The 18,176-nt window shown below is 67.0% G+C and carries 16 protein-coding genes and 1 pseudogene; 15 read left to right on the top strand and 2 right to left on the bottom strand.

The annotated features are described in order from the left end of the window. Positions 1–705 precede the first annotated feature (705 nt). The 3 genes and pseudogenes from ACFW3D_RS12475 (at position 706) to ACFW3D_RS12465 (ending at position 5,831) form a co-directional block, all read left to right on the top strand. On the top strand, positions 706–3,813 hold the full coding sequence (locus tag ACFW3D_RS12475) for an NACHT domain-containing protein (protein ID WP_500504048.1): 3,108 nt from the start codon (positions 706–708) through the stop codon (positions 3,811–3,813). A gap of 304 nt (positions 3,814–4,117) precedes the next feature. After that, positions 4,118–4,528 (top strand): annotated as a pseudogene (locus ACFW3D_RS12470) (transposase); the annotation flags it as partial. Positions 4,529–4,577: 49 nt separating this feature from the next. Then, positions 4,578–5,831 carry a hypothetical protein gene (locus ACFW3D_RS12465; RefSeq protein ID WP_500504046.1) on the top strand — a complete coding sequence of 418 codons (1,254 nt, stop codon included), beginning with the start codon at positions 4,578–4,580 and terminating at the stop codon, positions 5,829–5,831. A gap of 19 nt (positions 5,832–5,850) precedes the next feature. On the opposite strand, the gene ACFW3D_RS12460 is transcribed toward ACFW3D_RS12465, so the two are convergent. Further along, the gene (locus tag ACFW3D_RS12460; RefSeq protein WP_500504045.1) at positions 5,851–7,101 is read right to left on the bottom strand and encodes an NsdA family TPR-like regulatory protein; all 1,251 of its coding nucleotides are present in this window, start codon (positions 7,099–7,101) and stop codon (positions 5,851–5,853) included. A gap of 159 nt (positions 7,102–7,260) precedes the next feature. Then, on the bottom strand, positions 7,261–7,614 hold the full coding sequence (locus ACFW3D_RS12455) for a winged helix-turn-helix domain-containing protein (protein WP_500504044.1): 354 nt from the start codon (positions 7,612–7,614) through the stop codon (positions 7,261–7,263). A gap of 162 nt (positions 7,615–7,776) precedes the next feature. Here ACFW3D_RS12455 and ACFW3D_RS12450 point away from each other — a divergent pair, with 162 nt between their 5' ends. From ACFW3D_RS12450 to ACFW3D_RS12395, 12 genes are all read left to right on the top strand, one after another. Continuing rightward, entirely contained in the window at positions 7,777–8,067 is a 291-nt protein-coding gene (locus ACFW3D_RS12450) for a hypothetical protein (RefSeq protein ID WP_500504043.1), read from the top strand. After that, positions 8,064–9,044, top strand: a complete 981-nt coding sequence (locus tag ACFW3D_RS12445) for a DUF2637 domain-containing protein (protein ID WP_500504042.1) — start codon at positions 8,064–8,066, stop codon at positions 9,042–9,044. The genes ACFW3D_RS12450 and ACFW3D_RS12445 overlap by 4 nt, the downstream gene beginning before the upstream one ends. Further along, positions 9,044–9,349 (top strand): hypothetical protein, encoded by a 306-nt coding sequence (locus ACFW3D_RS12440; RefSeq protein ID WP_500504041.1) that lies wholly within the window; start codon positions 9,044–9,046, stop codon positions 9,347–9,349. Before ACFW3D_RS12445 ends, ACFW3D_RS12440 begins: the two co-directional genes overlap by 1 nt. A 177-nt stretch (positions 9,350–9,526) precedes the next feature. Beyond that, on the top strand, positions 9,527–11,677 hold the full coding sequence (locus tag ACFW3D_RS12435; protein ID WP_500504040.1) for a P-loop NTPase family protein: 2,151 nt from the start codon (positions 9,527–9,529) through the stop codon (positions 11,675–11,677). 140 nt (positions 11,678–11,817) lie between these two features. After that, positions 11,818–12,069 carry a hypothetical protein gene (locus tag ACFW3D_RS12430; RefSeq protein ID WP_500504039.1) on the top strand — a complete coding sequence of 84 codons (252 nt, stop codon included), beginning with the start codon at positions 11,818–11,820 and terminating at the stop codon, positions 12,067–12,069. Between the two features lie 31 nt (positions 12,070–12,100). Next, entirely contained in the window at positions 12,101–12,292 is a 192-nt protein-coding gene (locus ACFW3D_RS12425; protein WP_500504038.1) for a hypothetical protein, read from the top strand. A 22-nt stretch (positions 12,293–12,314) separates the two neighbouring features. Beyond that, the gene (locus ACFW3D_RS12420; protein WP_500504037.1) at positions 12,315–12,950 is read left to right on the top strand and encodes a hypothetical protein; all 636 of its coding nucleotides are present in this window, start codon (positions 12,315–12,317) and stop codon (positions 12,948–12,950) included. Between the two features lie 3 nt (positions 12,951–12,953). Next, positions 12,954–14,423: a DNA cytosine methyltransferase gene (locus tag ACFW3D_RS12415; protein ID WP_500504036.1), complete on the top strand. Its 1,470-nt coding sequence runs from the start codon at positions 12,954–12,956 to the stop codon at positions 14,421–14,423. Positions 14,424–14,512: 89 nt separating this feature from the next. After that, positions 14,513–15,397, top strand: coding sequence for a bifunctional DNA primase/polymerase (locus ACFW3D_RS12410; RefSeq protein ID WP_500504035.1), 885 nt, complete (start codon positions 14,513–14,515; stop codon positions 15,395–15,397). Then, positions 15,394–16,431, top strand: coding sequence for an AAA family ATPase (locus tag ACFW3D_RS12405; RefSeq protein ID WP_500504034.1), 1,038 nt, complete (start codon positions 15,394–15,396; stop codon positions 16,429–16,431). Before ACFW3D_RS12410 ends, ACFW3D_RS12405 begins: the two co-directional genes overlap by 4 nt. A gap of 118 nt (positions 16,432–16,549) precedes the next feature. Then, positions 16,550–16,756 (top strand): helix-turn-helix transcriptional regulator, encoded by a 207-nt coding sequence (locus ACFW3D_RS12400; RefSeq protein ID WP_500504033.1) that lies wholly within the window; start codon positions 16,550–16,552, stop codon positions 16,754–16,756. Then, positions 16,753–18,120 carry a tyrosine-type recombinase/integrase gene (locus tag ACFW3D_RS12395; protein ID WP_500504032.1) on the top strand — a complete coding sequence of 456 codons (1,368 nt, stop codon included), beginning with the start codon at positions 16,753–16,755 and terminating at the stop codon, positions 18,118–18,120. Before ACFW3D_RS12400 ends, ACFW3D_RS12395 begins: the two co-directional genes overlap by 4 nt. Positions 18,121–18,176 lie beyond the last annotated feature (56 nt).

The raw sequence follows: 18,176 nt of genomic DNA, 5'->3' as shown, positions 1-18,176 counted from the left end.
ACCGGGGCAAACAGAACAGCCCCCGCGCTGCGTTTCCGCAGCTCAGGGGCTGTGTTTCCACTGTGGCGGCGCCAGGATTCGAACCTGGGTAGGCTAAGCCGACGGATTTACAGACTCCCGGTGATCACGTAACCGGATGGCCTCCTACCTGCGGTTTAGTGTGCCGAACCGCCGCGCATCATGGCCACCGTCCACGCGTCGTCCAGATCTTGGCGATGGATACCAGTGGGCGGCTGCCGACCTTGCCCGGTGACCGGTTCGCCCCGAGACAATGCAGGAAACCGCGCGGCCTGCGGCTAAACCGCCCATGAGATGCGAGGGCCGTCCGCGGGGATCCGTAGCTGTGCGCATCCAGGCCACGCCATTACAGATGGACCCACAGTCGATGCGGGACGCGGGACCGAGAACCGCAGGAGTCCGCAGAAGGATCGCGTCCCCAGGCGGTACCTCACGGAGAGATGGTCCCTGTCACCCGTACCCCCCCCGGCCAACTAGCAGGCGATGCCATCACAGGTTCGGGACTTGTGGCCGCGCGTGATCACCCGTGGCTCTGCCGTACCCGAAGCCAGCGGTCGATGTCGACCGGCGGAAGCTGGGGGGCCAGTCGATTGGGGTGGGTTGAATGAGCCATAGCCAAGGCGACGGACAGGGAAACTTCATAAGCTGGCAGAAGCAGATGCGGCTACTTAGGGGTGGGGAGCGGCTATGGCCGGCGAAGCTACTGGTTTTGCGACTGCAAAAAAGACAGCAGTGGGTGTCATACTGGTCGCCCTTGCGCCCATCATAGGCGTACTGACCGGCTTCTTGACGGCTCATCCAATTGCGGCAATTATCCTGATGCTTGCCTACTACGGAATTGTTGCACTGATTGGGCTAACTGCGAAGATCTGGAACAAGCTCATCGAAATATGGGTCACTCGGATTGCGGAATCCGCCGACGTGAAGTTCCAGCAGGCACTCTCGGGTTACAGGCGAAACTATCTTCGGTACGTCCGCAGTGCGCACGCACATATGGACATGAAAGGACTTACAACTCGCGGCGAATACGCGCTGGCCGTTGACGACATATTTATCCAACTTTCCCTGGATCCCAATTCGCTCCACAATTTGGATGCTAGTCTGATCGAGTACGCATCGGACAGCGATAGCCCGTACTGGAATGCCGCGATTAGTCGCGCGTCTAGCCTCACTCCGCTGCGCGGACTCGGCTACGGCGTCCGGTTGGCTACACACATCGCAAAACGAGTAATTAGTGAACCTCGAAAGTGGAAGCCATCCAGACTGCTGGAATCGATCGACGAGGCGGCTAGGGCATTCGTCGCAAGAGAGGGCGAAGTTGGAACTCCAACACCGCAGGACATCTGGGACTGGTTGAGAATTGCCGCTGACTCCAGGACCGTACTTGTTATTGTGGGACCCCCGGGCAGCGGAAAAACCACACTTCTTAAGCATGTCGCAATTAGCATGGCCGAGTGGCGTCGTCGATCGAGAGCGTTGATCGGTTCTCAAAAGATCCCAGTCATAGTCGCACTCAGGGATCACAAGGATAAATTTAGCGCCTCCGGGCTGGATCACCCACTGCTTGCTGATGTAATTCGCAGCAGCCTCAGGGATATGCAACGCACCGAGCCACCAAATTGGGTCGAAGCCCAATTGGAAAATGGTCGAATGCTCGTCATGTTCGACGGATTGGACGAGGTGGCAATCGGCGATGTAAGGAAAAGCATATCTGACTGGATAGAGAAGCAGCGACAGGCTTACCCAGAGGTTCCGCTAATAGTAACAAGCAGGCCGTTTGGCTACCAGAACGCCCCGCTCAATTCGGCTACAGTAGTCCAGGTCCAACCATTCACGGAAGTGCAGGTTCAAAGTTTTACTCGCAGGTGGTACATCGCAACATCCATCCGCAGTTACGGCGGGGATACAGACGCGGCACGCATGTACGCGAATAATTCAGCCACCGAATTGCTTGATAGACTGTACGACTCTACCGCACTTCTGAGCCTTACCGTAAATCCACTTCTGCTTACCATGATTGCTACAGTTCATCACTATCGAGGTGCACTACCAGGCACGCGAATCGAACTCTACAAGGAAATATGTGACGTTCTTCTGGGGAAGCGACATCAAGCACGTGGCGTGGTGCTAGACGTCGATATGTCCGCCCCCCAGAAGCAAAGTGTATTGCAGGTCCTTGCCCATCATATGATGCAATCGCGGATGCGGGACGTGTCACTTGATTCAGCGGCAGCGTGCATCGCGGATACGCTGACACGAGTTGCTCCCCACGTAGCACCGGCAGAATTTCTGGAGCACATCGAGCAGTCCAGTGGACTCCTGATCGAGAGAGAAGCCGGGGAGTTCGCATTTGCCCATCTGACTTTTCAGGAATACTTCGCCTCTACCTATATCCGTGAAGAGAGGAGGGAAGGTGACCTGATCGCCAACATTCAGGATCCTTGGTGGCGAGAAACCATACTCCTCTACGCTGCCCAAGCGGATGCGACGGCTATCGTCACCACCTGCCTTCAGGATATTGATAAGCTGCCACTCCTTAGTTTGGCCGTACAGTGCAGCGAAGAAGGTCGTGAGATTAGTCTCAGTGCCCGCCGTGCGCTTGGCGATTTCATTTCAGGTGACGTTCGAACCAGCCCCGGGAGGCGGAGGGCCGCTGGCGGCGTAAAGCTTTTCAGGCGAGCCAGGACGTTCTCCCGGGTTGCCGAAGATGAATATGTCAGCCCCTGGCCAATCACCTGCCTTGAATACCAACTCTTCATCGACGAGGTCGGATCGGTGGAGTCGGCGATACCCGATCACTGGCGTGAAGGAGTATTCGAAGCAGGGGCTGACAACGACCCGATACTTGGCGTGCGTTCTGAGGACGTTCAGAGGTTCTGCGAATGGGCCCAACGGCTTTACGGGGACCAGTGGAACTACGGACTTTTGCGCGGAGAGCAATTGAGCGATAGGACACTCCTCCAGAAACTCAAGCACCAGAAACTAGGCGCTGCCTTCGTAGAAAAACCGCAATTGCGGCCCACCCGGCCAGAAGTTGAGATCTCTCGACTCCCGGGATTCTCGCCAGATTCTCAAATACTGGAAAGCGAGCTTGAAATCGACAAGAGGAGTCTGCAATTTGAAGCAGACGATTCGGGTCTTCAATATGTTGACGATACGGCGGGCCTTGACCTAGGGAGGCTACTCACACGAGAGAGGGTGCGCGCCCTCTGGGACAATGAGTCTGGCCAGAGGCGGAATCTTATGGCCAACTGGCAGAAAATGCAGATGTGGGATCTGCAGTGGGCACAAGCTCAGACGGAGAGGTTGGTACAGGGGGTTCTTTCGTTCGCGTATCGGACAGCCCTGGAGGAAGTGGCAAAGCTGCGATCAGATCTGGCAGGTACAGCGCAGGCACTCGGTTACGGTATGGCCATTAGCTGTGCGAGATCGCTGAATCCTCAGGTGAGGATACTTGCACATCGTCGAGAGAGGTTCTTCTGTCGACTGGCGAGTCTCGCGGCCGCAGATATATGTCGGACGCTTGCCAGCAAGGAACCTGGCGAACTTCCAAGTCGGCAGCCGGCACGCAGGTCCCTTCGATCCCTGTTCTCTTTTCGGCATTCTCCGAATGAAGACTCGGGATATGACACTAGGGGCGATTCCACCAAAGAGGTGTTGCTTCAGATGGCGTGGGATTTCGAATCGATCTATTGTGCCCTTGCGCTCTTCGAATCACGGGCGGAGCGAAGGTCGACCCCGTGGGAAGGGTTCTTTCTTGTCCGTCGACGAGCGACGGATGGGCCCTATCGATAGACGACTGGGTGCGGGCTACCAGCGCCTTGTACTGCCGAAGGTCTCGTGCGGTGGTGCGTTACGTGTGGGGCAGAAGGGTACCCAGGTCAGTCACGTTGTGCTGAAACAGCTTGGAGCGGGACAGCCGGGACTGATGCCTTGCGGTTGGCTTGACCTATTCGGCCAGGTCAGACAGCTTTCGAGACACCGAGACAGGAAGGAAGGGGCGTGTCGCTGGGCTCGGCTGATCGTTGCGGTTGGTGTGGGGAAATTGCCGCCGTGGGCGGTTTCGGAGGTGTTGTTGGCGCGGGTTGAGCCGTTGCTGCCGGTGCCGCAGCGGCGCCCGCGCAACGCAGGACAGTTGCGCCCGCTGGCCATCACCCTCACCGGTGGGAACCGCCACGACGTGACCCAGCGCTCCTTCTGCTGCTGGATGCGATTCCACCCGTCCACGGCAAGCGAGGTCGGCCTCGGCGCTGGCCCCGGCGGCTGTATGCCGACCGCGGCTATGACTAAGTACCGGCGTCTGCTGTGGGAGCGCGGCATGAAGCCGGTCGTCGCCCGCCGCGGAGTGGCCCACGGATCCGGCCTCGGGTCTACCGCTTGGGTGGCGGAGCGAACGAAAGCCTGGATCCATGGCTTCCGCCGCCGGCGCATCCGCGACGACATCCACGAAGCGTTCCCCAAGCTCGCCTGCTGCATCATTGTCTTCCGACGAGTCCGAGTTTTGTGCTAGCTCCTCTAATAGAGAGCGGGGGCACATCGAGACGGAGTAGCTTGGTCCCGTGATCTCCCGCTACCACCTCAAATGCCACGGATGTGGCGAGGCATTCGTCACCCGGCTAGGCGTGGAACCGACCCGCAGAACGCGCTTCTATCTGCCGTGCCCGCATTGCGGACTGTCGATCCGAGGCTCGATGTCGGGCACTGAGTTCCAGAACCACCGTGTCGACATCGAGTGCGAGGTGCTGAGCGGCTCCGCGTCAGAATCTCCTGATACACGCGTCGTGACTATCAATCCGTTTGTGCCGTCGCGCTACGACGCCGACTCGTTCACCCCGAACGGGGCCTTCCCAACGATGACGCTCGTCCAGGCCCTCGGCGACGACGCCTTTATGGAGTTCGAGTCCGAACGGCGTGCGGCACTCGCGGCGGGCCAAGTCATGTGGCCCAAGGTCCGCATGCTTTTTCAGTACTACCTACAGGGCAACACCGACATGTTCGCTCGCATCGCACAGCAGCAGCTTGGGCTCAAACGGCAACCGAGCACGAGCCACGAGCGAACGACTATCGCCTACCAGGCCATGGGAACAGCGACGACGGTGATGACGGGGACCACGGGGACCACCAGCGCGAACGTGATCGGCCGATTCTCGCGAAAGCACTCGGCAGCGATCGAACGACACAGGGATCACCTCCTGACCTTTCGGCGTCGAGGACACTCCTCGGCGAGTCTGGAGCGAGATGTCTTCACCGAGCTGAACCGTTTCGTAGAGCATCACGAGTCCTGGGAGATGGGGCTCCTCGGGAGGTTCTTCGGGCCAGACGACAAGGGTTGCTTCGACGAACTAGTGCTGTACCGCGACGAGTTCTCACTGGTGAGGGACCTCTACCAGCACGGATTCGAGCTGGCCTGCAAGTGTCTGTGGCCGCTCGTCGCAGCCCAGAACTCGGTGAAGCGCGGCAACCCTGACGAATTCGGCAACGCCCACCCTGACCGCATACCCGAGAAGCAGCGCCCCAGGAACCTCGATAAGTTCGACAAACTACCCAATGCCTACAAGATCGCATATGTGGCACAAGTGCCGGGATGGGAGTCATTCGAGAGCTTGCTCAATAATCGCCGCCGAAACACGATTGGCCACGCGACAGCACATCACGACCTCCAGACAGGCCGCATCGTCAGCGATGAGAGCGCCTCCGGGATGACGTATCTCGAGTTCCTCAGCGAGGTCCTTGGGGTATTCGAAGCGCTTTCGACCCTTGCCCAGGTGCTCAGGGCCAGCCGTGTTGCTTCCTCGCCAGACTTCGACTTTTGACGCATTCCGTTAGGAGTTCTTAGGAAGGGAGGAAGCCGGGCTTCGCGCGGCTCAGGTCTTGTAGGAGCGTCAGGTACTCCTGGGCGGCCGGCTCGGTGCTGTAGCGGTTGCGGACCACGGCCGCGAGTTCGCGGCTGACCATGATGAGGGACGGGACGGACTGACGCTCACCCTTCAGGGCTGCCTCGCCGTAGGTGACCGCCTGCTCAAGGTCGCCCTCTCGCGCGGCGGCGACTCCGAGAGTGACCTTGGCCTCGGCGTTGCGCATCGGCGAGCGCTCGGTGCCGTCGAAGTCCGTGCCGGTGCGGATCACCTCGGTGGCCAGGGTGCCGGCCAACTTGTCCTCGCCCACGAGGCGGTAGCAATCCATGGCGTAGAAGTCGAACTTGTACGGGTCCACGACGAAGTGGTGGTCCAGGTTGTCCGGGTGCGGGAGCCCTTCGAGTAGGCGGCGCCCGCGGTCAAGGGCGACTTCGGTCTGCCGACGGTCTCCGAGCCGGGCCCACGCCTTGGCCTCCTGGGCGGCGAGCTGCACCGCGACTCCGTGGCTCCCCGCCGCCTCTGTTCCAGCCCGTGCAGCTGCGATGACCCCGTGGTAGTCGCCGGTCGTCAGCGCGAACCACGCCTTCATCTCGTGGGCCCACCCGCCGATCTCGGCATGGTCGGCCTCCTGGGCGATCTGGAGCGCGGCCCGCCGAGTGGCCTCAGCGCCGTGCCGGTTGCCGCTGTCGTACTCGACGCAGCCCACGAGCAGGGCGAGCCAACCGGACAGAGCCAACACCTCGCGGTGCTGGGCCAGGGTGAGGTTTTGCCGGGTCAGATCCACCACGCGGCGGAGCCACTGCCGGCCCTCGATGAGCAGTTGCTCGCTCGGCATGAACGGGTACTCCGAGCACAGGCGGTCAGCCGTGATCCGCAGGGCGTCAAGCGTGGCGTTGTCCACGTCGGACTTGGCCAGCCTGCCGACGATCTCCAGCGTCTCCATGCCGCTCGCCGCCGCGATCTCCGCGTTCCCGTCACGCCGCGTCGGCGCGGGAAAGATGGCGTGGGTCACCGTGCCGAAGGTGGCCGCGATGATCGGCTGGTAGAAGTCGTCCGGCATGCCCTGACCGGACTCCCAGCGCTTCCACTGGCGCACCATGCTGTCGTCGCTCGGTAGCTCCGACGGCGCGTGGGCCCGCATCGCCCGCACGACGTCCCGCTGTGACCAGTCACGCGCCGCCCGCTCGGCAGCGATGCGCCGAGCCCACGAAGGCTTCTCGTCGGTCATTCGCCCTCCCTCGGGTACCTACGGAGAGTCTGTCGGGATCCGCCCAGGGACAGGCAAGAGGACACCGGGGTGACAACCGGACGGCCTCTCTGTCCCCCTGGTGACCTCCCCCTTGTCACTCTTACGAACCACTCTGCCGCGGGCATGGTGTGGGCCAGATCAGTCGCCAGCCGATCCCGCCCGCTTCTCCAGCGCCGCCACCCGTGCGGCCAACGCCCGAATCTCGGAGTGGATTCCCTTGATCTCTTCCCGAAGGTCGTTCTTAGCCGACCGTTCTTCCTCGGTGGCCACGAAGTACCCGATGTTGCCCGCCGAGAAGATCAGTCCCTCGGCGGCGAGGATGCCGAGCCCGTTGCGGAGTGTCTGGCCGGCCACGCCAAACTCGGCCGCCAACTCCCTGGTCCCGGGCAGTTGGTCGCCCGGCTTGTACTTGCCTTCCGGCCCGATCTGCTCGCGGAGCGCGTTGGCGACCCGCACGGGCTTGGACCTGGGGTCGTTCGCGGGAAGGGTCATGCTCCCGAGGGTAGCGGGACCCAACCTCCGTCCACGGAAGTCGTCATGGACCTTGCGCACTAGTGCGCGCTAGTGCACGCTGAGTCTGCACGGTCGTCTCCCGGCCAAGGAATGCCGACCGCTGCTCATCGCTCCATGCCCTTCTACCGACCAGGAGTGGCGATGCGAACCTTCATCGCAGATCAGGAAGCCTTAACGGCGATCGAGTTCACGGAACTGGCCCTCGGATTCGACCGGGAGCTGTTCGTCGGCGTCCCGGGTGAGACCCCGGAAGAGCGCGTGGCCCGCGAGGCGGTGGCCCACGAAGCGCTCAGCGAGATGCGCGAGCGCGGCGAGCACGACGAGGTGGCCGCGTGGGATGCCCTGTACGCCGAAGCGCTCATGAGCACGTTGCCCCTCCTCCGGACCGCGGACCGCGTTCACCGCGCCTTCCGGAAGGGAGACGCGGCATGACCACCACCACGGAGGCTGTACGCCCGGCCGTCCCGCCCCTGAGCCGCCCCGAGAGGGCCCTGCTCGCCGCTGTCGCCCTGCTGGGCGTGGGCGTCGGCGGGCTGGGACTGGCGTCGTCGTTCGACACGGTGTCGGCGGCCGGCGCGCGCTGGGGCTTCGCCACCCCGCAGATCCTCCCCATCGGCATCGACATCGCGATCCCGGTCTTCACTGCCGTGAACCTGCTGCTCATCCGGGTGGACATGCCGCTGGGCTGGGTCCGCTTCGTGCCTTGGGGCCTCACCGCCGTGACCTGCTGGCTCAACGTCGCGGCCGGGCACTCCCTGTCGGCCAAGGTCGCCCACGGCACGATGCCGCTCCTGTGGGTCGTCCTGTCCGAGGTGGCCGCGCACGTCTACGCCTCGCGCATCGGCGCGGTGACCGGCCGCCGCATGGAGAAGATCCGCCGCTCCCGCTGGCTGCTCGCCCCGCTGTCCACTTTCGCCCTGTGGCGCCGGATGACGCTGTGGGAGGTCACCTCCTACGGGGACGCCCTGGCCCGCGAGCGCGACCGGCAGCTGGCCCGCGCGGACCTGCGTCAGCGGCACGGCCGCCGGTGGCGGAGCAAGACCCTGCGTCGCGAGCGCGTCCTGCTCAAGCTCGGGGAGCTCGCCCCCGCCGGCGAGAACGTGCCGCCGGTGCCGCCCGCTACGCCCAAGGACGCACCCGCGCCGAAAACGCGCAAGCGGACGACGGGGAAGCCGGGCAAGGTGCGGAGGCCGGTCCGTACGGCGACCGACCTGCTCTCCGAGGCGCGGCAGCTCACTGCCGACTGGGCGGACGACGCCATCAACGCCGAGGCCATCCGTACGGCGCTCCGCTGCTCGGCAGCCAACTCCCGGATCCTGCGGGACTCCCTGCTGGACGAGCGCGCCGCCGGAACGGCCGCACCTCTGCACCTGGTGAACAGCGGTGCGAGCTCGGGAGGTCGAGCCTGATGCGGGCGCCGATCGTCGGGGCCGAGCTGTTCGTCACGGTGATGGACTCCGCCGGGTGGATGTGCCAGTGCGCCGGCGAGTGCGGGAACGAGCACAAGCGGACCGGAGGCGAGTGCCGGATGCCGGACAAGGCCCGCGGCCGGCTGCTCGCCGCCCCCGAACACCCCATGCCCGACCGCGAGGCGGTCGCCGTGACCGCGGAGCAGCTGCGCGCGTGGTGCCAGGGCTGCTGGCGCAACCTCACCACGGCCGCCGCCCGGACCCGGGCGCACGCGGCGGCTGAGGCTCAGGACTCGCTCTTCTGAACATGCCTGGCGGGGCCCGGTCCCACCGACCAAAGCAGCGGCCGAACCCCGCCGTAGACCCTCCCGATGGAAGGAAGATCAGTGAAGCACGAAAAGACCCGTGAACCGATCCGCCGTACGGGGGTGACTCCGAACCCGTCCGGCCCTGTACCCGACGCCGGTGGCGAGGTAGTCGAGTTGGACAAGGCGCGCGCCGCGCGCGGTGAGTCGGGCGACTCCGGGCCGATTCCGTCGGCCGACCAGTCGGGCGACTCCGCCCCGCCGCAGTCGGCCGACTCCGACGCCGACGAATCGGGCGACTGGCGACGCGCGTTAGTGGACCGCCCCGACCCCTCCGGACCCGGACTGCTGGAGCGCATGCAGGGTGCGAAGCGCATTCCGGTGCTGCCGTCGTGGCTCCGGTCGGCCCCGGCGTTCGCGGAAGCGGCGCGGTGGGTCATCGGGCACGTCTTCCACACCGTCGCCTTCCACACTGTCCGAGCGCCGCTCTACGGCGCCCGCCTCGCCCTCCGGGCGCCGCGTGGGGTCGTCAACGCGCTGGCCGCTACTGGACGCTGGGCGGCGGATCTCGAAGGCGAGCCGCTGCGACAGGCGGCTGCCCGCCGTGAGAACGCCGAGGAGTACCTGAAGCTGTCCCGGCAGCGGGACCGCCGGGTGCGGCTGCGCGCCGTCCTCACTCTGCTCGGCGCCCTGGGATGCCTCATCCTCGCCCTCTACCTGGCTCTCGGGGCCTCCCAGAGTGTGCAGTTGGCCGCCGCCGTGCTGGCCGTCTGGGGCTTCGGCATCCTCGGAGCTCCGGCCGACAAGCCGCTGTCCTCCCGGGCCGTCATCAAGACCGAGGTCCAGAAGCTCACCGGGGACATCGTGGTCAAGGCGATGGCGTCCATCGGCATCGGCCAGATCGCCACCGCCGTGGCCAAGGGGCTGGACGGCATCAAGTTCGTCGCCCCGATCACCCGGGAAGGGCCTGGCTGGCGCGCGGACATCGACCTGCCGCTGGGCGTGACCGTCGCCGACGTGGTGGACCGCCGCTCGCGCCTCGCGTCCGGCCTGCGGCGACCGCTCGGGTGCGTCTGGCCCGACGCCGACCCCAACGAGCACGAGGGACGCCTTGTCCTGTGGGTCGGCGACCGCGACCTGTCGAAGACGGGCAGCGTGCCGTGGCCGCTAACCAAGGGCGGGCAGCACGACATCTTCCGCGCCATCCCCTTCGGCCAGGACCCGCGCGGCCGGAGCAAGGCCGTTCCGATGATCCAGCACAACGTCCTGGTCGGCTCCCTGCCCGGCCAGGGCAAGACAAGCGCTGTTCGCGTGCTGGCCTGCGGCGCCGCCCTGGACCCGACGGTGGAGCTGTGGATCCACGAGAATAAGGGCACCGGTGACCTGGACTCCCTCGAATGCGTCTCGCACCGGTTCGTCTCCGGCATCGATGACGAGTCGATCCGCTACGCCGCCGACTCGCTGAAGCTGCTCCGTGCCGAGGTCATGCGGCGTGCCGCCGCCATCAAGAAGCTCCCCCGCGACCTGTGCCCGGACAAGCGCGTCACCCGGCAGATCGCCGACAAGCGCTCGCTCAAGCTGTGGCCGCTCCTCGGGATCTTCGATGAGTGCCAGAACCTGTTCGCCCACCCCAAGTACGGCAAGCAGGCTGGCGAGGACGCCGAGTTCATCATCAAGCTCGGCCGCGCCCTGGGCGTGATCCTCATCCTGGCCACACAGCGGCCGGACAAGGACTCGCTCCCTACCGGGATCAGCGGAAACGTCTCCATCCGGTTCTGTCTCAAGGTCGCCGGTCAGGTCGAGAACGACATGATCCTCGGCACCTCTGCCTACAAGAACGGCATCCGGGCCACCATCTTCCGCCCTGAGATCGACGCCGGTAACGGCTACCTCGCCGGCGCCGGACCCACGCCAACCGTCGTCCGCGTGGCCTACCTGGACGATCCCGCGGCCACCCGCATCGGCGAGCGCGCCCGCAAACTCCGTGAGGCCCTGGGCACCCTGTCCGGGCACGCCCTCGGGGAGGAAGCCGAAGCGGCCAAGGGCCCGTCCTACGACCTGCTCGCCGACATCCTCGCCGTCGTCCCCGAGAGCGAAGAGCGCGTGTGGAACGAGCGCGTCGCCGCCCGCCTCGCCGAACTGCGCCCCGAGGTCTACAGCGGCTGGAAGGGCGAGAACGTCACCACCGCGCTCAAGCCGCACGGTGTCGCCGCACGCGACGTGGCCGGGACGACGGACGACGGAACACGCACCACCCGGCGCGGCATCGTCCGCGACCACGTCCACACGGCACTCACGGAACGTAACGAGAACACGGGTGCCGCCTGACCGTCGCCGCCCGCTACCGGTAGCGGGGTCACCTGCTACCGGTAGCACCCTCGCTAGTGACCCGTATGCACCCTCACCAGCGATCTAGCGCGTAGCAAATCACCTGCACAAACACCGGAAACCGGCTCCGAGAGGCCCCGATGACCCTCATACCCGCTGCTATCACCTGCCTACTGCTCGTCACTCTTGGTTACGGCGCCACGTGTGCCGCGTCGCCGTTCGGCCGCTGCCGGAAGTGCCAAGGGTTCGGCTTCGAGATGAGCCACGACCGCAAGGGACGGCTCAAGCGCGGCAAGAACTGCCGCCGCTGCAAGGGCACCGGCCACCGCATCCGCACCGGCCGCTGGCTCTACAACCGCGCCGCCCGCCTCTACCGCGAGGGCCAGCGCTGACCCTCGCCCGATCTCAGGAAGGAGTGCCGCCATGGCCGTGACGATCTCCCTCGCCCTGCTCTTCGGGACCCTGCTCGCCGTCCTGCTGCGCACGGGAGTCATCAAGGCCGGATCCGGCTTCGTCGCCGTGATGTTCGGCTTCTACCTCGCATCCACCGGCGCGTCCGGGCCCGTCAACGAGCTGTCCGCCGCCGCCGTCCACGCCCTCAACGGCCTCTTCTGAGGCTGGAACGGAGCACGCCACCATGACCGCGTACCTGACCACCGAACCGCCGCCGCGCGCCGCGCTCGCCGAGACCGCGCGTAAGGCGGCTCCCGCCGTCGCCACCTCCACCGTGCTCATCCTGGCCCGGATCTGGAACGCCAACGGAGCCGAGCACAGCACCGGCGACGCCGCCCTCATGGTCGTCCTGGCCGTCGGCGCCGCCGCTGCCGGATGCTTCACCGCCGCCGGATGCAACGGCGATCCCACCGCCACGGCAATGGCGTTCACCGCGGCCGGCGCCCTCGGCTTCGCTGGAGTCGCCGCCTACGCGGACGGCCTCGCGCTGCCGCTGCTGCTGTGGGCCGTCGCCACCGTTCTGGCGTACGTCCTGGCCGCCCGCCACTGGCGCACCGACCGACGCGAGCAGGTGGCCCACGAGCGGGACATGACCGCACGCCGCGAGGACCACCGGCACACCGAGGCCGTGGAGGTCATCCGCGCCCGGGCGCAGGTGGAAACGGCGCGCGTGCAGATCGAGGTCGCGCGCGAGGCCACCACGTACGCCGCCGCCCTGGCCGAGGCCGTCACCGCCCGCGCGGCACTGCCCGGCTTCGACCCCTCCGCCCTGGCCCACATGCCGCAGCTCCCGGCAGCCGCGCAGCCGAGGAAGGACTGACCGATGGGCCTTACGTTCACCGATCTCTTCTGCGGCGCCGGGGGTTCGTCCACGGGTCTGGTGGCCGCCGGATACACCCTGCGCCTAGCCGCGAACCACTCGCGGGTGGCCGTGGAGAGCCACGCCGCCAACCACCCGGACGCCGAGCACCTGTGCGTGGACATCAACCACTACGACATGCGGCGCCTGCCACGCGGCTGCGACGTGCTGTGGGCCTCGCCGATCTGCCAGGAGTCCAGCCCCGCCGGCGGGCGCAAGCGCGGCGCCAAAGGACAGATGGCCCTGGAGCTGGAGGAGTTCGGGCCGGTCGAGAGCGGAACGTGGGAACGCACCCGGGCGACCGCCTACGACGTCATCCGTGCCACCGAGATCCACCGCTACGCGGCCGTCCTGTGCGAGAACGTCGTGGAGTTCGCCGTGGACTGGGAGCTGTTCGACTGGTGGCGCACCGGCATGCACCACCTCGGCTACCGCTCCCAGGTGGTCTCGGTGTCCTCCGCCCACATCGGTGGGCCGGACAACGCGCACGCGCCCCAGTGGCGGGACCGGATCTACATCGTCTTCACCCGCATCGGTATCCCGGCCCCGGACCTCACCCCGCGCCCGTCCGCCTGGTGCCGCGAGTGCGGTGAGCAGGTCGTCGCGGTGCAGTCCTGGCGCAACGGCCGCCGCATCGGCAAGTACAAGCAGCAGTACGACTACCGGTGCCCCAACAGCCGGTGCCGTCACGCCCTGGTGGAGCCCTACGTCCGCCCGGCCGCCGAGGCGATCGACTGGAGCGACCCGGGCACGCGCATCGGGGACCGGCGCCGTCCACTGGCCGCGTCAACGATGGCCCGCATCCGCGCCGGGCTCGCCGCCTACCCCGCACACCGCACCATCCTGACCGTCAACCACAGCGGCCACGACGGACGGGCGTTCCCCGCCGACGGCGCACCGCTTCCCACCCGCACCATCAAGATCGGGGACGGGCTCCTGGTCCCGGCCGGCGGGACGTGGAACCAGGACGCGACGGCGACCACGGAGCCGATGCGGACCCGTATGGCGAACCCCAAGGGCTACGAGGCCCTGGTGACCACGCCGCTGATCTACGAGTACCGCAACCACTCCACGATGGAGCCGGTCACCCGGCCCCTGGCGACCGTTACCGCGCAGGGCAACCACCACGCCCTGGTGATCCCGTATCGCAACGGGAACCTCCCCAAGCCGACCGCCGAGCCGCTGCACACCGTGAGCACGCACGACTCGGCCGCCCTGGTCGGACCCGCGCCCGCGGTTGAGGACTGCTGGTTCCGGATGCTCCAGCCCCGGGAGCAGCTGCTCGCGCAGCGCTTCCCCGCTGACTACATCGTCCACGGCACGAAGGGCGAGCAGACCATGCAGGCGGGCAACGCCGTCTCCTGCAACGTCGCCCAGTGGATCGGCGAACGTCTCGCCGCCGCCATGGACCGCACCGCGGCCCACGCCGCGTAGCTTCGCCCCGGGGTGGGCGTCTCCCGGCCAAGGAATGCCGCCCACCCCGGGTCTCCAGCCCGTTCAAGACAGAACAGGAGACCACAAGCATGACGTATCAGACCCCTGCCGCGCTGCTGACCGCCGCCCTGGCGGCAGCGGAACGCGGGTGGCCCGTCTTCCCGCTCGCGCCCGGCGCCAAGCAGCCGGCCATCCGCGCGTGGGAGGAACGCGCGACCACCGACCCCGAGCGCATCGCCCGCTGCTGGGCCGCTGGCCCCTACAACGTCGGGATCGCCGCGGGACCGGCCCGCCTGCTCGTCGTGGACCTCGACATCCCCAAGGGCGACGGCGACACCCCGCCCCCGTCATGGAACCTGCCGGGCGTCCACGACGGTGCGGACGTGCTCGCCGACCTCTGCGAGCGACACCGCAAGCCGTTCCCGTTCGACACCCGCACGGTTCGGACCGCAAGCGGCGGGACCCACCTGTACTTCGCCGCCCCCGAGGCGCCGGAACTGCGCAACAGCGCCGGGAAGCTGGGCTGGAAGGTGGACACCCGCGCGGCCGGCGGGTACGTCGTCGGCCCCGGCAGTGTCGTCAGCGGCCAGGACTACGCCGTGGTCCACGAGGCTCCCGCAGCCCCGCTGCCTGGCTGGCTCGCCGACCTGCTCGCGCCCGCCCCGCTGCCGTCGCAGACTCCGGTCACGGTCCCGCTCGCTACCGACCGGCGCGGGGCGTACCTGCGGTCCGCCGTGACCGCCGAAGTGGACAAGGTGACCGGCGCGGTACCTGGCACTCGTAACACTGCCCTCTACCGGGCCGCTGTCGCCCTCGGACAGTTGGTGGCCGGGGGAGAGCTGAACGCGGAGCAGGTGGCCGCGTGGCTCTCCGAGGCCGCCGCGCGAGCGGGCCAGACCGAGCACGAGGCACGGAACACCATCGCGTCCGGCCTGCGGGCCGGTGCCAACCGCCCCCGGACGGTGGCGGCATGAGCACCGAACCGATCCCGATCACCCCGCCGCACCTGTACTCGGTCCGGCGCGCCCCCGCCCCCGAGCTGCCGCCGCCGCCCGCCAAACCGCGCACCGCGTGGACAGCCGATCAGCTCATGGCTGCCGAGTTTCCCGAGCCCAAATGGGCCGTGCCCGGGATCCTCTCCGAGGGCGTGAACCTGCTCGCCGGACCGCCCAAGGTCGGCAAGTCCTGGCTCTCCCTCGGACTGGCCCTCTCCGTGGCCGCCGGCGGCAAGGCGTTCGACAGCGTGCCGGTGGACGGCGGGCCGGTGCTCTACCTCGCCCTGGAGGACACCCCGCGCCGCCTCCAGACCCGCATGGGCAAGCTGCTCGGTGGGCAGCCCGCATCGGCCGCGCTGACCCTGGTGACCGAATGCCCGCCGCTGCCGCAGGGCGGCGCCGCCGCAATCGCCGCATGGCTGGACAGGAACCCGCACGCGCGGATGGTCGTCATCGACGTGTTCGCCAAGATGCGCGGCGCCTCTCCGATCGGAGCCTCCGCGTACGACGCCGATTACGCCGCCGTCGGCCACGCGAAACGCCTCGCGGACCACTACGGGGTCGCCGTCGTCCTAGTCCACCACGTCCGAAAAGCCAGCTCGGACGACTTCCTCACCGAGGTATCCGGCACCAACGGCCTAGCCGGCGCCGCCGACGCCACACTGGTACTGAAGCGGGCCCGTGGCCAGGCCGACGGGATCCTGCACGTCACCGGTCGCGACGTGGAGGAAGCCGAATACGCCCTCGCCTTCCACCAGGGATCCGGCGCCTGGCACCTGCTCGACGGCCCGGCGACCGACCACCTAATGGGCGATACCCGCGCCACGGTGCTCCGCTACGTGCGGGCCCACCCCGGTGCACGGCCCAAGGAACTGTCCGAGGCCACCGGTATCGACATCGGCCTGGCCCGGAAGACGTGCGCTCGCATGGTGGACAACTCCCAGCTGACTCGCGACGCCAGCGGCGCCTATTTCGCTCCCGGTGCCGCAGGGACACGGGAGGGCCAGGCATGAAGCGTCCCGCCTGTCCTTCTGTCCCGGCCATCAGTCCCACCAGCGGAAACCGCCGGGACGGGGCGTGGGCCGCCCTGTCCCGACCGTCCCACTTCACGCACAACCAGGAGGGAGTCCGATGACCGCGCCGACCCGTCGCCGCCGCCCGGCTGACGAACTGCTGCCCCTCACCGCGGTGCTGGAGGAGATCGGCATCACCCGAGCCACTTGGTACCGCTGGCGCAACCGCGGCTACGGCCCTGAGGTACGGCGCCTACCGAACGGGCACCTGCGCGTGCGCCGCAGCGCTCTGGACGCCTTCCTGGAAGAGCTGGAGGTCGCGTGACCGAGTGGAGCTACACCGTACGAATCTGGAGCATCCGCAAGCGTCCGTACCGCAAGCCGTTCCAACTCCGCTGGCAGGTGGGGACACGTCCGCACTCGGAATCCTTCTTGACCGCCGGGCTGGCGGAGAGCCGGCGGGCGCAGCTCATCACCGCAAGCCGTGCGGGCGAGCCGTTCGACGTGGACAGTGGCCTGCCCAAGTCGATGGTCCAAAAGGAGCGGGACGTCTCCTGGTATCAGCACGCCAGGAACTACGTCGCGATGAAGTGGGACCACTCCCCCGCGAGCACGCGCCGGAACCTCGCCGAAGCAATGGCGACTCTCACCCTCACTCTCGTGAGGGACACGAAGGGCATGCCGGACCACAGGACCGTCCGGCGCGTGCTCTACACCTGGGCTTTCAACGTGAAGCGCTGGCAGGAAGAGCCACCAGCCGATGTGAAGGCATCGCTGGCATGGGTGGAGCGCAAGTCCGTCCCGACGTCCGCCCTGTCGGACCGGATGCTCGTACGCCAAGCCCTGGATGCCTGCGCGCGGCGGTTGGACGGCAAGCCCGCCTCCGGTTCGGTGATCGCGCGAAAGCGAGCCATTTTCCATCAAGCTCTCGGCCTGGCTGTCGACGCGGAGTTGCTCGCGGAGAACCCCCTTCATGCGGTCCGTTGGAAGGCCCCGGAGCGGGTGGAAGAAGAGATCGATCCCGAGTGTGTTCCCGACCCCCGGCAGGCTGCCGAACTCCTGGACTCGGCGAGGGCTCAGGGCGCCCGTGGTCGCCACCTGGAGGCGTTCTTTGGGTGCATCTACTACGCCGCTTCGCGGCCCGGGGAGACAGTCGGACTGCGGCACAGCGACTGCGATCTGCCTCGCCGGGGCTGGGGCATGCTCCGCCTTCGGGAAAGCCGCGCTCGCTCCGGCACGGCCTGGACGGATTCCGGGGAGGCCCACGACCGGCAGGGGCTCAAGCACCGATCCCGGAAAGCCGTGCGCTACGTGCCGATCCCCCCGGAGTTGGTGGCGCTGCTGCGGTGGCACGTGACGGTCCACGGCACAGCGCCGGACGGCCGGCTCTTCCGTACTGCGCGCGGCGGCATGGTGCAGGAGAGCGGCTACGGCGAGGTATGGGCACGCGCCCGTACGGAAGCCCTCTCCCCTGCCGAGCAGGAGACGAAGCTGGCCAAACGCCCCTACGACCTCCGCCACGCCGCCGTTTCCACCTGGCTCAGTTCGGGCGTGGAGCCGCAGCTGGTAGCGGAGCGCGCCGGCCACAGCGTCGCCGTGCTCTTCCGGGTGTACGCGAAATTCCTGAAGGGCGGGGACGAAGCCGCCAATGCCAAGATTTCCGCACGACTGCGGATCATGACGGACTGATCTCACGGCGACACGCGAGAGTCGACCCTCGCGACGCTCCATAGCTGACGGCCAGC

Origin of the sequence: Streptomyces sp. NPDC058864, from assembly GCF_042742985.1 — a bacterium.
Taxonomy (GTDB): Bacteria; Actinomycetota; Actinomycetes; order Streptomycetales; family Streptomycetaceae; genus Actinacidiphila.
This window is presented reverse-complemented; position numbering and strand designations above follow the sequence as displayed.

Excerpts from the sequence above, each read along its gene's own strand:
- ACFW3D_RS12440 (WP_500504041.1), top strand. The coding sequence starts at position 9,044 with ATGCGGGCGCCGATCGTCGGGGCCGAGCTGTTCGTCACGGTGATGGAC.
- ACFW3D_RS12405 (WP_500504034.1), top strand. The coding sequence starts at position 15,394 with ATGAGCACCGAACCGATCCCGATCACCCCGCCGCACCTGTACTCGGTC.
- ACFW3D_RS12455 (WP_500504044.1), bottom strand. The coding sequence starts at position 7,614 with ATGACCCTTCCCGCGAACGACCCCAGGTCCAAGCCCGTGCGGGTCGCC.
- ACFW3D_RS12400 (WP_500504033.1), top strand. The coding sequence starts at position 16,550 with ATGACCGCGCCGACCCGTCGCCGCCGCCCGGCTGACGAACTGCTGCCC.
- ACFW3D_RS12425 (WP_500504038.1), top strand. The coding sequence starts at position 12,101 with ATGGCCGTGACGATCTCCCTCGCCCTGCTCTTCGGGACCCTGCTCGCC.
- ACFW3D_RS12420 (WP_500504037.1), top strand. The coding sequence starts at position 12,315 with ATGACCGCGTACCTGACCACCGAACCGCCGCCGCGCGCCGCGCTCGCC.
- ACFW3D_RS12415 (WP_500504036.1), top strand. The coding sequence starts at position 12,954 with ATGGGCCTTACGTTCACCGATCTCTTCTGCGGCGCCGGGGGTTCGTCC.
- ACFW3D_RS12475 (WP_500504048.1), top strand. The coding sequence starts at position 706 with ATGGCCGGCGAAGCTACTGGTTTTGCGACTGCAAAAAAGACAGCAGTG.
- ACFW3D_RS12410 (WP_500504035.1), top strand. The coding sequence starts at position 14,513 with ATGACGTATCAGACCCCTGCCGCGCTGCTGACCGCCGCCCTGGCGGCA.
- ACFW3D_RS12460 (WP_500504045.1), bottom strand. The coding sequence starts at position 7,101 with ATGACCGACGAGAAGCCTTCGTGGGCTCGGCGCATCGCTGCCGAGCGG.
- ACFW3D_RS12445 (WP_500504042.1), top strand. The coding sequence starts at position 8,064 with ATGACCACCACCACGGAGGCTGTACGCCCGGCCGTCCCGCCCCTGAGC.
- ACFW3D_RS12430 (WP_500504039.1), top strand. The coding sequence starts at position 11,818 with ATGACCCTCATACCCGCTGCTATCACCTGCCTACTGCTCGTCACTCTT.
- ACFW3D_RS12450 (WP_500504043.1), top strand. The coding sequence starts at position 7,777 with ATGCGAACCTTCATCGCAGATCAGGAAGCCTTAACGGCGATCGAGTTC.